At 55.5% G+C, this 14290-nt stretch carries 16 protein-coding genes; 9 read left to right on the forward strand and 7 right to left on the reverse strand.

Annotated elements, in window-relative coordinates:
* Positions 1 to 16: 16 nt before the first annotated feature.
* Both FO268_RS19225 and FO268_RS19230 read left to right on the forward strand, forming a co-directional pair.
* The gene (locus FO268_RS19225) at positions 17 to 637 is read left to right on the forward strand and encodes an RNA polymerase sigma factor (protein ID WP_150994872.1); all 621 of its coding nucleotides are present in this window, start codon (positions 17 to 19) and stop codon (positions 635 to 637) included.
* Entirely contained in the window at positions 631 to 885 is a 255-nt protein-coding gene (locus FO268_RS19230) for a zf-HC2 domain-containing protein (RefSeq protein WP_150994873.1), read from the forward strand. Before FO268_RS19225 ends, FO268_RS19230 begins: the two co-directional genes overlap by 7 nt.
* A gap of 13 nt (positions 886 to 898) precedes the next feature.
* On the opposite strand, the gene FO268_RS19235 is transcribed toward FO268_RS19230, so the two are convergent.
* Entirely contained in the window at positions 899 to 2917 is a 2019-nt protein-coding gene (locus FO268_RS19235) for an oleate hydratase (protein WP_150994874.1), read from the reverse strand.
* Between the two features lie 255 nt (positions 2918 to 3172).
* Here FO268_RS19235 and FO268_RS19240 point away from each other — a divergent pair, with 255 nt between their 5' ends.
* From FO268_RS19240 to FO268_RS19265, 6 genes are all read left to right on the forward strand, one after another.
* Positions 3173 to 3829, forward strand: coding sequence for an ArsR/SmtB family transcription factor (locus FO268_RS19240; RefSeq protein WP_150994875.1), 657 nt, complete (start codon positions 3173 to 3175; stop codon positions 3827 to 3829).
* Between the two features lie 14 nt (positions 3830 to 3843).
* The gene (locus FO268_RS19245) at positions 3844 to 4674 is read left to right on the forward strand and encodes a sterol desaturase family protein (RefSeq protein WP_225316888.1); all 831 of its coding nucleotides are present in this window, start codon (positions 3844 to 3846) and stop codon (positions 4672 to 4674) included.
* Positions 4675 to 4683: 9 nt separating this feature from the next.
* On the forward strand, positions 4684 to 5859 hold the full coding sequence (locus tag FO268_RS19250; RefSeq protein WP_150994876.1) for an ADP-ribosylglycohydrolase family protein: 1176 nt from the start codon (positions 4684 to 4686) through the stop codon (positions 5857 to 5859).
* Positions 5860 to 5928: 69 nt separating this feature from the next.
* Entirely contained in the window at positions 5929 to 6684 is a 756-nt protein-coding gene (locus tag FO268_RS19255; protein ID WP_150994877.1) for an amino acid ABC transporter substrate-binding protein, read from the forward strand.
* Positions 6685 to 6710: 26 nt separating this feature from the next.
* On the forward strand, positions 6711 to 7385 hold the full coding sequence (locus FO268_RS19260) for an amino acid ABC transporter permease (protein WP_150994878.1): 675 nt from the start codon (positions 6711 to 6713) through the stop codon (positions 7383 to 7385).
* On the forward strand, positions 7382 to 8128 hold the full coding sequence (locus FO268_RS19265; RefSeq protein WP_150994879.1) for an amino acid ABC transporter ATP-binding protein: 747 nt from the start codon (positions 7382 to 7384) through the stop codon (positions 8126 to 8128). The genes FO268_RS19260 and FO268_RS19265 overlap by 4 nt, the downstream gene beginning before the upstream one ends.
* A gap of 304 nt (positions 8129 to 8432) precedes the next feature.
* Here FO268_RS19265 and FO268_RS19270 read toward each other — a convergent pair whose 3' ends face one another.
* From FO268_RS19270 to FO268_RS19280, 3 genes are read right to left on the reverse strand one after another with little or no spacing between them, the layout of a single operon-like run.
* Positions 8433 to 9122: a hypothetical protein gene (locus FO268_RS19270; RefSeq protein WP_150994880.1), complete on the reverse strand. Its 690-nt coding sequence runs from the start codon at positions 9120 to 9122 to the stop codon at positions 8433 to 8435.
* 15 nt (positions 9123 to 9137) lie between these two features.
* Complete coding sequence (locus FO268_RS19275) at positions 9138 to 9872, reverse strand: HupE/UreJ family protein (RefSeq protein WP_225316890.1); 735 nt, start codon at positions 9870 to 9872, stop codon at positions 9138 to 9140.
* Positions 9873 to 9920: 48 nt separating this feature from the next.
* Positions 9921 to 10304: a hypothetical protein gene (locus FO268_RS19280; protein ID WP_150994881.1), complete on the reverse strand. Its 384-nt coding sequence runs from the start codon at positions 10302 to 10304 to the stop codon at positions 9921 to 9923.
* Between the two features lie 133 nt (positions 10305 to 10437).
* Between FO268_RS19280 and FO268_RS19285 the strand changes: the two genes are divergently transcribed.
* Positions 10438 to 11748, forward strand: coding sequence for an MFS transporter (locus tag FO268_RS19285; protein WP_150994882.1), 1311 nt, complete (start codon positions 10438 to 10440; stop codon positions 11746 to 11748).
* Between the two features lie 128 nt (positions 11749 to 11876).
* Here FO268_RS19285 and FO268_RS19290 read toward each other — a convergent pair whose 3' ends face one another.
* From FO268_RS19290 to FO268_RS19300, 3 genes are all read right to left on the reverse strand, one after another.
* Positions 11877 to 12491 carry a tyrosine-type recombinase/integrase gene (locus FO268_RS19290; protein ID WP_150994883.1) on the reverse strand — a complete coding sequence of 205 codons (615 nt, stop codon included), beginning with the start codon at positions 12489 to 12491 and terminating at the stop codon, positions 11877 to 11879.
* A gap of 168 nt (positions 12492 to 12659) precedes the next feature.
* Complete coding sequence (locus FO268_RS19295) at positions 12660 to 13331, reverse strand: hypothetical protein (RefSeq protein ID WP_150994884.1); 672 nt, start codon at positions 13329 to 13331, stop codon at positions 12660 to 12662.
* Positions 13332 to 13414: 83 nt separating this feature from the next.
* Positions 13415 to 14056 carry a hypothetical protein gene (locus FO268_RS19300; RefSeq protein WP_150994885.1) on the reverse strand — a complete coding sequence of 214 codons (642 nt, stop codon included), beginning with the start codon at positions 14054 to 14056 and terminating at the stop codon, positions 13415 to 13417.
* Positions 14057 to 14290 lie beyond the last annotated feature (234 nt).

Raw genomic sequence — 14290 nt, forward strand, 5'->3', positions numbered from 1 at the left:
CCCGGGGGTATACGGAATGGAAACCGCAACGCATCAGTCTGAAGAAGATATCCTGATTCAGGGCCTGAAATCCGGAAACGAAGCCGATTTCCAGAAGGCGGTCCGGCTTTATACGCCCGGCATGATGGCGGTAGGCAGGTATTACCTTGATAACGCTTCCGCCGAGGAAACCGTACAGGACTGCTGGGTGTCCGTCATCGATGCCATTCAGAATTTTGAAGGCCGGTCGGGCCTGAAAACCTGGCTGCACCGGATCGTGGCCAACCGGGCCAAGAATCACCTCAGAAAAAACAAACGGGAAGTCAGCGCCGACTTTTCCGAAGCCCTGGAACCTGAACTGGCAAATCGCTTTCACCCCAATGGCCGCTGGGCAACGCCGCCGAGCCTGCGATTCGATGAGGATGCCGAATCACTCATGGAAAACGGCGCGCTGAGTGACTGTCTCGATCAGCATCTGACCAGACTCCCGGAAACACAACGATCCGCCCTGATGCTTTACGAAGCCCATCAGCATAAATCCGACGATGTGTGTAACATTCTGGATGTCAGTGCCTCTAACCTGCGGGTGCTTTTACACCGTGCAAGGCAGAAGATATTTCTTATGGTGGAAACCTTTCAGGAGACGGGCGAATGCTGATGTGCCGGGATCTGGCCAGGATCGCCAGTGACTACATTGATGACGAACTGGGCACAGCACAGAAGCTGTCAGTAAAAATGCATCTCATGATGTGCAGGCACTGCCGCTCATTTATCGGCAACCTGCGCGCCAGCACCGACCTTGTACAGGCCCATTCCTCCGGCAAACCGGACCCGGAACTGGTCCGGCGCATTGATGAGCAGGTGGCGCAAGCCCTGGACGCAAAAAAAACTGACGATTTCACATGATGATGCGGGCCGCTCAGCGGCGCCCTCGCAACTTGCTCAATACACCCTGAACCCAGTCCCTGGCTTCTTCCAGCGTGTGATTGTCTTCGACAAGGCCCCGAAGAGCCTGGACCTGCTGCTCGAACAATCCCGTCCGGCTCAGCTCTTCAGGCTTCTCATCAGGGCCCAGCGGCAGAATATGTTCAAAATAGGTGCCGCCGAGGATGCGACGCAGGAAACCTTCGCCCAGAAACGCCTCGTCGTTATTCAGGGTACGGGTCGCTCGCAGCAGCCGGCGGATATCGTACTGGCCCGGATAGATATCCGGCACCTGTTTGTTGATACCCAGCAGGCTATAGACGCCAACCCGGGCTGTGCGCACCGAGCTTTCCAGGGTGAACACCACATCGTTGTGGGTCTCCACAAACTGGCCCATGCAGGCCAGGTTGGTGCAGCCGTCCGGCACGACCCATGGGCGGTCACCACTGGCGCGCGGCATGAATTGCGCGGTGATGTAGGGCATCAGCGCAATCCGGGTTTTAGTGGCGGCCATCACCTCGTCGAGCTGTTCAATCAGGCCCAGGTGGTAGCACATCTCCGCCAGCACTTCCTTGCCGGTGCATTCGGGCATCGGCTTCTTCACATAATCGCCCGGCTTGTCCATCAACAGCGCGTAGGTCCAGAGCACGATCACGTCATCAGGCTGATCCGGAAAATGTGGCTGACGGTTGCAGGTGAAGCTCATCAGCCAGGCTGAATCGGTAAAGGTGATGATGCCCCCAGTTGCCGTAAAACCGGAATAGGGGTCATTGACCGACAGCTCCCTGAGCTTGTCCATCAAAGGGGAGGGCCTGCAGGTCAGGGTGACGGACTCCCAGGTTGAACCGGGGATGTTGCCGCAAAACTTCTCCGGCCGGCCAAACACGTCCGATTGCTGCGCCAGGTTTTTCCACAACTGCCAGCCGGAACCCGGGCCCGCTTTATCGTTTTCTTTCAGTTCCGGCGCTGTGTCGTCATCGCCGTAGGCGGTGTCTTCAGTCATCGAACCGGTCGTGATGAACACGAGGTCGCGCTCACCGACGTTAAAGGTTTTGTCTCCCTCGCTGCCATGGCACTGGATGGCCGTAACCGTTCTGGTGTTATCGGATGTCTCCATCTCCAGGTTCTCGACCACGGTGTCGTACTGTATGTTAACGCCCTGCTCCTTCAGCCAGTTCATCAACGGGCGTACAAAGGCATCGTATTGATTGTATTTCGGAAAGACGAGCGAGGTCATGTCGTTGAGCCCGTCCATCAGATGCAGAAAACGGTGCATATAGAGTTTCATTTCAAGCACGGAATGCCAGTTCTGGAAGGCAAACATCGTTCGCCAGAAGGTGTAGAAGTTGCTGTTCAGAAACCCTTCGCTGAACCAGTCTTCTACCGTGATGTCGTCCAGGTTCTCCTTGCGCGCCAGCAGAAGCCTGACCACTTCCAGCTGTTGCCGCTTGGTCAGTTCCATGGTCGAAAAGTCCCTGATCCGGCCCTGCTTCTCCAGCAGCCGTGCCTTTGACCAGTTCTTGTCAGCGTCGTTTACAATGCGGTATTCATCCAGCACGGTAAAAGGTTCCGGCAATTCCAGAGCCGGTATTTCCGAAAACACATCCCAGAAGTTCTGGTAGGTCATCTCCATTTCCCGGCCACCGCGCACGATGTAACCCTCTTCGGCATTGCCGGCGCCATCCAGTGAGCCGCCTTCAATTTCCTGCTCTTCCAGGAAGGTGATGTTGCCAGCGGGCATATGGCCGTCGCGGATCAGAAAAAATGCGGCGGACAAACCGGCAATACCACTGCCCACAATCCAGGCGCGCCGGTCGGCGATGCCTTCGGTAGGAAGCGGGCGGTTATTGACATAGGCACCGTGCAGGTCCGCCGGTGGCAGCGGCGTATCGATACCGTTGTGCAGGTGCCGGGAGGATGCGTCGGGGGTGACACCGACGCCCTGGGCTTCCAGCGCGTCGATATGGGCTTTGAGTTTGGAGGGCGCTGTTCCGGGGATATCTGGGTGGGCCATTGAAGGATCTCCTTTCCTGTGAGGTGAGTACCCTTACAGTGTGAACCCATTAACCAGACGGGTGGGTGACACATATCAATCTGACCGACGAGCCCCCCTGCTCAGAACACCAGAACCTTCTCCGCACCCACTGTCCCCTCCGCTGGCGCATCTGAAGCCTTTCCTCTTGCCAACATTCTAATGATTGTTAGAATAAAACAAAGTCGTCGACTGTCAAGCGACCAATTTCGAGCATTTGATGGAGATCAAAAGGTAATGACGTCCCGACAGGATCTGTTCGATACCCTGGCCCAGGTTGGAAAGGCTCTGGGAAGTGGCCACCGCCTCATTCTGCTGGAGCGCATTGCCCAGGGAGAAGCTTCGGTGGAAACTCTCGCCAGCGCAGCGGACCTGACGGTGGGAAATGCCTCGGCGCATCTGCAACACCTGCGCAGAGCGGGGTTGGTCACCGCTACCCGTTCGGGTAAACAGATGCTTTACCGGCTTACCGACCAGCGTCTTGTGACGTTGATGAGCCTGATGCGGGAGGTCGCGGAAACCAACCTTGCGGAAATGGAGCGACTGGTCAGCCGGCTCTTCGCCGAAAAAAACGCCGATGGTGCGCTGGAAGCAGTGTCCCGGGATGAGCTGCTTGCCGGCCTCAAGACCGGGTCGGTGGCGCTGCTGGATGTACGCCCTGAGAACGAGTTTGCAGCAGGCCACCTGCCGGAAGCCATCAACATTCCGCTGGAGCAGCTTGAATCCATGCTGGACGAACTGCCCCGGGACCGTGAGATCGTCGCCTACTGCCGTGGTCCCTACTGTGTGCTCTCCCACGAGGCGGTTCAGCGCTTGAGAAAGCTCGGATATCGGGTTCGACGTTTCGACGAAGGCTTTCCGGAATGGAAAGCAGCCGGACTACCGGTTCATTAATATGAGGCACTGTTGTGACCGAAACACTGCTTGCCAATGAACCCCTCATCCGTGTCAGCTTTTTTCTCTCCGTGCTGGCCGTGATGGCCCTATGGGAAGTGCTTGCGGCACGCAGGCCCCAGCAGATAGGCCGACTGGCCCGCTGGCCCCATAATCTGCTCATCGTTGTTCTGGACACACTGGCCGTGCGGCTGGCATTTCCTGTGGCGGCGGTTGGCACTGCCTTTATGGCGTCCGAAAACGGTTGGGGGCTGCTGAATCTGGTGTCGCTGCCAGGCTGGCTTGCGGTCATCGTATCGGTTCTGCTGCTGGACGCCGCCATCTACTTCCAGCACCGACTGTTCCACGCCGTACCCTGGCTCTGGCGCCTGCACAGGATGCACCATGCAGACCTGGAATTTGACGTGACCACCGGCCTGCGCTTCCATCCCATCGAGATCATTCTGTCCATGGCCATCAAACTGACCGTGGTTCTGGCACTGGGCGCCCCGGCGCTGGCGGTGGTGATTTTCGAGGTATTGCTGAATGCCACCTCCATGTTCAACCATGGCAACGTGCGACTGCCGCTCTGGTTTGACAGGTACTTGCGGCTGTTCGTGGTGACACCCGACATGCACCGGGTCCACCACTCGGTCATCGTGCGGGAGACCGACAGCAACTTCGGCTTCAACCTGCCCTGGTGGGATCGGCTGTTCGGCACCTATCGCGAACAGCCTGAGAAAGGCCACCTGGGCATGACCATCGGAATCGAGGACTTTCGCACAGTGCAGGATCTGCGCCTGGACCGGATGCTGATCCAGCCATTCAGGCACACAGACACCGGCCATTTCCAACAAGGCCAATAAGGAGATCCAATGACCAGCAACGTCTTCATCGAAAGAAAACCCGCAATAATCGCCGCTCTTGCTGGCGGCTGGGTTGCCGATGCGGCCAGCCTCGGTTTGCACTGGCTTTACGACAGCCAGCGAATCCACGAGGTAGGCGGCCAATCCCCGGAATTCCTGCCGCCCAAGGCCGATTATTTCAAAGGCGGATTCGGATACTTTGCGCACGAGGGCAAGCAATCTGGAGATATCAGCCACTACGGCGCTGCCACGGGGGTGCTGACCAGGAGCCTTCTGGCCAGTGAAGGCCAACTGGATGTCCGCGACTACCAGCGGCGCTTTCGAGCGTTTTTCGGAGCTGGCGGCCGTTGGCAGGGTTATATCGACAACCCCACACGAGTCACCCTGAACAATCTGGATTCCATTGAGCAGAACGCCATCATACAGGCCCAGTCGACCACTACTGGTGACCTCAGCGAGAAGCAGAAACGGATACTGGTGCAGAAGGTTTTGCCCTATACCCGGCGTCTGAGTGGCGACCAATTGGCGGAACCGGTTCGTCGGGCCATCAACCTTACCTATCAGGAATCCGAGATACAGGAAGCCGGCGTTTACCTCGCCGAAACCATCGACCAACATCTACTGCCTGAAAGCGGCGCCGACGACATGCAGTTACCGGCCGTCTCCAAGTTGCCGCCCCTGGTGGCCTGCTATTCCGGCAGCGATAAGTTGATAGAGGTCACCGAGGCTGCGGTCCGGGTGACCAATCACAATGACGAAGCCGTGGGCTGGGCAAAATGTGCAGCACGACTTCTGGACCAGATCTTTCAGGGCAACCCCTTATCCACAGCGCTGGAAGCCGCTAAAGCTGAGGCGCCGGAGCGCGAGAGCCTGAACCACGCCCAATCCGGTTCATCACTGGATGCGGAAAATGCAGGCGACACTTTCGGCCGCACCTGTTATCTGCATGAGGCCATGCCGGTGATTTTTCATATCCTGAACCATGCAGGCAGTTATACCGACGCCGTTCGCGCCAACATCCATTGCGGAGGCGATTCCTGTGGACGGGCCTGGATCATTGGTCCGGCCATGGCGGCCATATACGGTGTCGGTGGTGAACGCGGCATTCCTCTGAGTTGGTTGGCACGTGTGACCAATGCTCCGGAGCTCCTCGTGGATATTGAAAGACTCGTTAACAGCCAATGATATGCATCATTGCCCTATTTTCACCCACGACTATCCTTCAAGTAGGATGCACGCCTGAAGGAGGTTTTGATGAAAACGCTATTGATCAACACGTTATTGATGATTGCCATGCTGACAAGCGCGCCTTTGCTAGCGCAGGACGGGCCTCTGAGAGTCGGAATGTCCGGCCAGTATTTCCCGTTTACCTTTGTAGAGCAGGATGAGCTCAAAGGCTTCGACGTCGATGTGATGAATGCCATCGGTGAGGAAATGGGGCGTGATATCAAGTACGAAACCGCCAATTTCTCGGGCCTTTTCGGCATGCTGGAATCCGGCCGCATCGACACGGTGGCCAACCAGATCACTATCACCGAAGAGCGCCAGAAAGCGTATATTTTCAGCGAGCCCTACGTCTATGACGGTGCCCAGGTGGTGACCAAAAAGGGCAACACCGACGTCGAGGGTGTGGAAGACCTCAAGGGTAAAACCGTTGCTGTGAACCTCGGCTCCAACTTCGAAGCACTCTTACGCGAGCTGCCTTACGCGGACCAGATCGAGATCAAGACCTATGACAGCAATCTGGAGCGGGACACTGCCCTGGGCCGCGTCGACGCCTTTGTGATGGACCGGGTCAGCGCCAGCCAGATCATCAAGGAAAAGCCTTTGCCACTAGAGCTGGCTGGCCCCACCTTCTCGCAAATCACTAATGCCTATCCCTTCCGCGACAACGAAGCAGGACGGGCCATGCGGGATGAGGTCAATAAGGCCCTGGCGGCCCTGCGTGACGATGGCACCCTGGCGTCCATTTCCGAGAAATGGTTCGGCACGGATATTACCCAGCCCTGAGGGCACCCACCAAGGCCTGACTCCCTATGGACGTGTTGAACGTCGAATACATGCTGGGGCTGGTACCTGTGCTTCTCAGGTACCTGCCCCTGACCCTTCAACTGGCCGGTATCGGGATGGTGCTTGCGCTGATACTTGCCTGCCTGTTTGCGGTTATCCGCGTACTCCGTATTCCGGTGCTCAACCAGCTGACCATCGTATTCATCTCTTTCTTCAGGGGCACGCCGCTGCTGGTGCAACTGTTCCTGTTCTATTACGGGTTGCCGCAATTGGTAAGTGCGTTAACCGTGATCGATGGCATTACCGCAACCACCATGGGCCTGACCATGCATTTTTCCGCCTACATGGCCGAATCGATCCGTGCCGCCATCGTGGGTGTTGACCGCAGTCAGACCGAAGCGGCACTGTCGATCGGCATGACCAACGGCCAGATGATGCGGCGGATAGTTCTGCCCCAGGCCACACGGGTGGCGTTGCCCACGCTGATGAACTACTTCATCGACATGATCAAGGCCACCTCCCTGGCCTTTACCCTGGGAGTCACGGAATTGATGGGGGCGACCCAGAAAGAAGCCTCGGGGAGCTTCCTGTATTTCGAAGCGTTCATTGTGGCCGCCATCATGTACTGGATCGTGGTCGAGCTGCTTTCCAAGCTTCAGAACCACCTGGAAATCCGCCTGAATAAGGCCTATAACCGATGATCAAGCTGGACTCACTGAGCAAACATTTCGGCAAAACGGTGGTCCTCGACAGCATCGACCTAACCATCGAGAAGGGCGAAATCGTGGTGATCATCGGGCCTTCGGGCACGGGTAAATCCACCCTGCTGCGCTGCCTCAATTTCCTCGAACAACCCACCGCCGGCACCATGACCGTGGGGGACCTCACCGTAGATGTGAAAAAAGCCAGCCGGGCCGAGATCCTCTCCATGCGGCGGCGAACCGCCTTCGTGTTCCAGAACTATGCGCTGTTTGCCAACAAGACCGCCCTGCAGAACATTGCCGAGCGCCTGCTGGTGGTGGATAAATGGCCCAAAGAAAAAGCTTACCGGAGGGCCCGGGAGATCCTCGATCAGATCGGCCTGGGTGAAAAAGCAGATGCCTATCCCGCGTCCATGTCCGGCGGCCAGCAGCAGCGGGTTGGCATTGGCCGCGCCATGGCTGCCGGTGCCGAGGTCATTCTGTTTGACGAGCCTACGTCGTCGCTGGATCCGGAATGGGTGGAAGAGGTGTTGGGGCTGATGAAGCAGCTGGCGTCAGAACGCCAAACCATGATGGTGGTCACCCACGAGATGTCCTTCGCCCGGGACGTAGCCGACCGGGTGATCTTTATCGACGGTGGCCGCATCGTGGAGCAGGGTCCGCCCAGCGAGATTTTCTACAACCCGCAGGATCCCCGAACGAAAGACTTTCTGAAGAAAATCCTGGCCACCAATTCCGTGTAAAACAGGCGCCATAGACCCTTCTCCACATCCGACTGATAGGTCATACCCAGCATGAACGCATCCGGATGGGGATGTGGGGCTGAATAATACTGGTCAATCTGCTATTCGGAAACAAAGCACGCTGAGGTCGCAAAGCGAACATTGAGAGGCTGCTCGTCGCGATCACTTTTTTGAACTTCCATGTGGCTTAAAACTGGTTTGGCGGTTGCTCCGAGGGGTCCGATCATGTTCCACATGGCTGTATGCGACATCCGGGCCTTTTTTAAGCACAGGCCCGGATGTCGTCACAACACTCAATGGTTAATCACAACATCTTCTTCAACTGCCCGTAGTCTCCTCCGGTGCGAAGTACCAGAGTGATGTCACTGTCGTTCCGATTCCGGAAGAACCAACCATGGTTGCCGGTAAAGGCGGCTTCCAGCTCGCCTTCATCTTCCGGTACGCCCCGGCCTTTCTCATAGGAAATGGACTGACCACCTCCGTCACCGTGGGTATCGAAGTTAATCGGGCCTCCTTCAGACACCCAGGAGAACCGAGCTACATCACCTTCCTCCATAGTGAGCTTGAATTCGGTGCCCTCTCCCGGGGTCAGAACAACGCGCACTTCATCCTGCCACTGGGGTTCGGCCATTTCTGGTTCAGGTGCTGGCTCAGCAGGCGCAACCTCGGCTTCCGATGAGGGGGCTGGTTCCTCAACGGCTTCAGCCACGACAGGTTCCGAGACTTCCGGAGCCGTCTGATCATCCGAGGATTGCACCGCCACCATCTGGGCGGCCTCGTCAGCAGCAGCTTCTTCTGCGAGCTGTTCTTTGATCTCGCCCATTTCAGTCAATCCCAGCAGTCGGCCCGCGCCAGTCGGGTCCAGAGCGTACTCGGCAGGCATGACCACGGTAACCAGGAGGACCAGTGCCACAATGGCTGCAATGATGGTTGATCGAATCAACTTGGCAGTGCTGGGCAGTTCTTCACGGTTGGGTATATCGGTGTTGTACATTGGAAATCTCCAGAATTAAGCGACAAAGTAACCGGTGAGCTGATAGCCGAAGAGCAAAAAACCTGCGCTCATCATGGCGACGTTGGCGGTATAGGCGTGCCGGAAAAAGCCGTCGCTCTTCCGCCAGAAGCTGATGGCAATCAGGATCATGGCAAGGGCGATGAGCTGTCCGATTTCCACGCCCACGTTAAAGGCGAGGAGGTTCGGAATCAGGCCATCCGGCGAGATGTCGTATTCGATGATCTTCGTGGAGAGACCGAAACCGTGGAAGAATCCGAAAATCAGCGTGGCTGCCTTGGTATTGGGTTGGAAGCCAAACCACCGCTGATAGGCACCGATGTTGTCCAGTGCCTTGTACACGATGGACAGACCGATAATCGCATCAATGATGTAGCTATTGATGCCCACGTTGAAGTACACCCCGAGCAACATCGTCGTAGAATGCCCGAGGGCAAACAGGCTGACGTAAATCGCGATGTGCTTCATCTGGTAGAGGAAGAAAATGACACCTAGCAGGAAGAGCAAGTGGTCATAGCCGGTGACCATGTGTTTGGCCCCGAGATAAGTGAAGGCGATGAGGTTTACACCGGTAATTTCCTGGATGTACCCCTTGTCACCCTGAGCGACTGCGTGAGCGAGCACATCCGTACTCATTCCCAGCAAGCCCAAGGTCAGAAATATCCACAGTAGACGACTGCCGGTGCCCGATGAGGACATGCCTCGGCAACCGCCAAGCAGGTTTGACAACATAAAGACTCCAATCGAATTTGTTTTCTGAGGCCGCGTGAGCGGCAGAGATCAAATAGGAAGGGAGACTTTTGGTGGGCGTTCAAGCCGATAGCGCAAACTGCGGGGAGAACCTCCGGCAAATGGAATGGTCTGCCGGAGAATGGTCGGGCTTTGGGAAACGAATGGGACCCTCAACTGGTCCACGGTCTCGTGGGTATGATTGCCAGCATCGTGATGCAGTGAAGGTGACTCTGGTTCTTCGTCGAAATCGTGACTGTGGCCGTGTCCACCATGACTGCCGGCGTGGCCATCCGACTGGAACTCCCAGTCCCCCGCTATCTCAACCACTCCGTGAGAGAACGACTCGCCAATCACCGACAGTGACAGGCCCGCCAATGCGAACAACATAACGAGCGTCGGAAGCAGTTTTCTCTGGTGAATGGCGGAAATCATCTATCGGATACGTCGAGTCTGTGGTTGGATAGCATTGGACACAAAGGATACCAGTTCCCCCAAGAGGGATAGAAATTAAACATGGTAAAGCTACCACAACCGTTCAATTTTAGACCGTATCACTGATGCCCCCATGCTTGAGATTCTGAAACATCGAACCTATCGCCATTTGTTCCTGGCCCAGGTGGTTGCATTGCTGGGTACCGGGCTGGCGACGGTGGCATTAAGCCTGCTGGCGTTTGATCTGGCCGGAGATCAGGCTGGACAGGTGCTCGGCACCGCCATGGCGATCAAGATGGTCGCTTATGTCTTGATGGCCCCGCTGGCGTCGGCCCTGGCAGCGAACATACCCCGTCATGCGCTGCTGGTCTCACTGGATGTGGTTCGAGCAGCGACAGCGCTGGCGTTGCCTTTCGTCACCGAAGTGTGGGAGGTGTATGTATTAATCGCCGTCCTTCAGTCCGCATCAGCGGCCTTTACACCAACCTTTCAGTCTACAATTCCGGATATTCTCCCGGATGAAGACGATTACACCAAGGCGCTGTCGCTTTCCCGGTTGGCTTACGATCTGGAAAACCTCATCAGCCCTGCGCTCGCGGCGTTGATTCTGCTTGTCACAAACTGGCAGGCATTGTTCTCGGGCACGGTCATCGGTTTTATCGCATCAGCCTTGCTCGTGGTGTCCGTTGCTTTGCCCTCTGGGGCCAAATCGGGAAAACGTCGCGGCGTTTATGATCGGGCACGGGCCGGATTCAGAATTTTCATGGCAACACCTCGCCTACGCGGGTTGATGGCCCTGAACCTTGTTGTCAGCCTTGCAGGAACCATGGTGATCGTAAATACAGTTGTTTTGGTTCAGGGACACTTTGGCCTCACTGAGCAGCACACAGCCATGGCTTTTGCGGCTTTTGGATGCGGATCCATGTTGGCTGCATTGGCGTTACCGGCTCTCTTGAAGCGCTGGCAGGACCGGCAAGTCATGCTGACTGGCGGGTGGATTCTAATTTCCGGGTTGATTCTCGCAATGGCGGTGGGATCACTGGAGTGGCTATTACCCGTGTGGGCTTGGCTGGGCGTCGGTTTCTCGGCGGCTCAAACCCCCATTGGTAGAGTCCTTACGAGGTCGTCGCAAGCTGAAGACAGGCCGGCTCTGTTCGCTGCCCAGTTCTCTCTGTCGCACGCTGGATGGTTGTTCGCGTATCCATTAGCTGGGTGGCTGGGGTCTACTGCGGGTATGACCGTTACTCTGTCGGTGCTTCTGGGACTTGCTCTCGGAGGGCTGATTCTTGCGTCGAAGCTGTGGCCCTCTGCTGATCCTTCAGCACGCTGGCACAACCACGACGATCTGCCAGGCGACCATCCTCATATTGCAAGCGCCTCCAACTCCAGAGTTCACCGCCACAACTACGTCATTGATAGCCTGCATCCTAAATGGCCGGATTGAGATTGGGGTGCTGCGAATGTTCGTTTTTTATTTACGACTGGAGGAGCTTAATCGAAACCCGAGGGTGATCATCGACTGGAGCTGACAGCGCCTGCGGCATTCAGGAACCAAAGAGCCTAGTTACGCAGTTAGATCTCAATACTCTCAGCTATCTCCAGGGCATCCTCGACTTCGACACCAAGGTATCGCACGGTGCTCGACATGTTTGTGTGTCCCAATAGCAACTGTACGGCTCGAAGATTTTTGGTCTTCTTGTAGATCAATGTCGCTTTGCTACGTCTCATTGAATGGGTTGCGTAGACTGAGGGATCAAGCCCAATGCTGGTTATCCACTTTTTGACGAGACGGGCGTATTGATGAGTCGTGATGTGGTCAAACTTTCGCATCCGGCTCGGCCACAAATAATCCATTCCTGAGAGACCGCGCAATTCGATCCACGCTTCGACCGATTCGCGGGTCTTTTTGGTTATCTCAAACTGAACAGGTTGACTGGTTTTCTGCTGAATGACTTGGGCACGATCCAGAACCTCTCCGTTTCTGGAAATATCTCGAACCAAGAGCTTTACCAGATCACAGGATCGCAGTTTGCAATCAATCGCCATGTTGAACATCGCCAGCTCGCGGATGTTCTTTGCAATCTCTAATCGAATGCGGATAGCCCATATTTGTTCAAGTTTGAGCGGTAGCTTCTGGCCAACGAGTTTTCCCTTGTTCCAGGGAGCTTTGCTGATAGTAAACGTCATGACGTGGCCCTCTTTGGAGGGTAAGGGCCTTTAAGTATGGTTCAGAATATTGTTTTCTGCTGGCCAGCCAGGTCGCAAAGCGGACATTCGGGAGAACGATTAACGCAGAGCTTGGCGGAAAATTTGGAGCCGCAAAGCGGTGGAAAATTGTCCGCCAACAGCGATTTGTTAGGGACCTTTTCGGGAAACGTATCTACAAAGCTTTGCAAACTGAGGTGTGGTTTTGCCTATCCTTAATCCGTAAAAGCTTCCCGTGTTTCGCCAATATAGACCGGTTCGTTCTAACCTCTCCATAAAGGGGAGGAATTCGTCTTCAGCAATTTCATACCTGTTGCATACATTTTTCTTGAAGTTTTCCCAGTAGGCGTTGATCCGAACCACATCATTGTCGAACTCATGATTCGCATACTTCATCTCGAACTTACGCAAAGCGTTGAGGACCGAAAACTCTCGGTAGCTTATTTCTTGAAGAACGTCCAAGAGTTCCTCGTATTCATCTAGGGTATGCTCGGACGCATCGCCCAAACTCGCACAAAGCATCTTTGCGAATAGCTTGATCTTTTCACTTTGCCTGGAGCGCACAGCGGCTTCAGAGGCCCTAAAGAAACAATGTAAGAAATCGCTGTTATTGATTAGTTCCGTATTTAATTCCGTTTCTCCTGCTGCCAATTCGTCGAAAAAGACACGGAGGCGATCTCGCTTGATTTCATCTGCCCGTGACTGTATTAGCTCTGATGCGACACCCCATGAGGGGATCAGTTGGAGCAAGGCTTTGAGAGTCGGATGTCCGTCATAGCAAACAGAAAGTTTGCCTACCAGCGATTCTGATTTCTCAGTCATCACAAATCCCTAACGCCCATCATCAGCGGTGGCGCCCAGCGCCGTCCGCTGAATGCTTTCGTTAGACCTCAGATTCAGTAGCCTCACCGGCTGACCAAATCATCGCGAACTTTGTCCTTTCGGCGAAGGAACGCAATCAGCCTTGCCCCCGTCACACCAAGGGCGGCAACTGTACCGACCCCGGTCGCAGCCACAACAAATTGGGGCACCAAGCTAGGGTGATCAAGATTCATAAGCGAGAGACCGAGCACGGTGCCTAATGTGGCCAAGCTCACGAGCCACGCTGTGGCGGCATGAGATGATGGAGCGACGTGAACTCCAGTGACAGTTCGCTCTGGAACCCAACTATCTTCAACGCAACAGACGCACGGTGTACCGAAGTGTGACAACTCTTCAGTCGATTTGGTCGTCCAGCCGGCTGTGCCCGTCCCAAGCATACCGACTCCGAATCCCAAACCGATAACGTCCGATGTAAAAGTCTTGATACTGAACTCGTACATCACGGCATCTTGGTATTCTGCACTAGCTTTACATGGCATCCGACGCACCGTATCGACAAAAGCGTCGATCTCGTACTCACTGCTCAGCATGAAACCGAACTGCTTGATTCCAGTGATCCTTACACGCTCTACCTTTGGAGCGATCTCACACGAATAGCTAACTATCAGCTCAACCCCGATCCAAAGGGTTCTGCGCGGCTTGAAGCGGTACTTTATTACGGGCATAGGCGCCTCTCAGTCTGTGCGATGCAGGGTCTCTGCGGTCTAGCGCTGAGCTTTGCGGCAATTTTGGAGCCGCAATGCGGTGGAAAAATTGTCCGACAACAGCGGCTTGATACTGATTGAGCCTTCTCCCCAGCCCAGCGGTTGCCCGCTAAGCTGGAAGGCGACCAAGCACTACAAGGGAGAAGACTCAATGAACTTTTACCATAGCACCCACCGCCACTATTGTGGAATCGA

Origin of the sequence: Marinobacter denitrificans (genome assembly GCF_008795955.1) — a bacterium.
GTDB lineage: Bacteria > Pseudomonadota > Gammaproteobacteria > Pseudomonadales > Oleiphilaceae > Marinobacter > Marinobacter denitrificans.

Coding starts and splice junctions, on each gene's coding strand:
- FO268_RS19225 (WP_150994872.1), top strand. CDS start 17: ATGGAAACCGCAACGCATCAGTCTGAAGAAGATATCCTGATTCAGGGC.
- FO268_RS19230 (WP_150994873.1), top strand. CDS start 631: ATGCTGATGTGCCGGGATCTGGCCAGGATCGCCAGTGACTACATTGAT.
- FO268_RS19235 (WP_150994874.1), bottom strand. CDS start 2,917: ATGGCCCACCCAGATATCCCCGGAACAGCGCCCTCCAAACTCAAAGCC.
- FO268_RS19240 (WP_150994875.1), top strand. CDS start 3,173: ATGACGTCCCGACAGGATCTGTTCGATACCCTGGCCCAGGTTGGAAAG.
- FO268_RS19250 (WP_150994876.1), top strand. CDS start 4,684: ATGACCAGCAACGTCTTCATCGAAAGAAAACCCGCAATAATCGCCGCT.
- FO268_RS19255 (WP_150994877.1), top strand. CDS start 5,929: ATGAAAACGCTATTGATCAACACGTTATTGATGATTGCCATGCTGACA.
- FO268_RS19260 (WP_150994878.1), top strand. CDS start 6,711: ATGGACGTGTTGAACGTCGAATACATGCTGGGGCTGGTACCTGTGCTT.
- FO268_RS19265 (WP_150994879.1), top strand. CDS start 7,382: ATGATCAAGCTGGACTCACTGAGCAAACATTTCGGCAAAACGGTGGTC.
- FO268_RS19270 (WP_150994880.1), bottom strand. CDS start 9,122: ATGTACAACACCGATATACCCAACCGTGAAGAACTGCCCAGCACTGCC.
- FO268_RS19275 (WP_225316890.1), bottom strand. CDS start 9,872: ATGTTGTCAAACCTGCTTGGCGGTTGCCGAGGCATGTCCTCATCGGGC.
- FO268_RS19280 (WP_150994881.1), bottom strand. CDS start 10,304: ATGATTTCCGCCATTCACCAGAGAAAACTGCTTCCGACGCTCGTTATG.
- FO268_RS19285 (WP_150994882.1), top strand. CDS start 10,438: ATGCTTGAGATTCTGAAACATCGAACCTATCGCCATTTGTTCCTGGCC.
- FO268_RS19290 (WP_150994883.1), bottom strand. CDS start 12,491: ATGACGTTTACTATCAGCAAAGCTCCCTGGAACAAGGGAAAACTCGTT.
- FO268_RS19295 (WP_150994884.1), bottom strand. CDS start 13,331: ATGACTGAGAAATCAGAATCGCTGGTAGGCAAACTTTCTGTTTGCTAT.
- FO268_RS19300 (WP_150994885.1), bottom strand. CDS start 14,056: ATGCCCGTAATAAAGTACCGCTTCAAGCCGCGCAGAACCCTTTGGATC.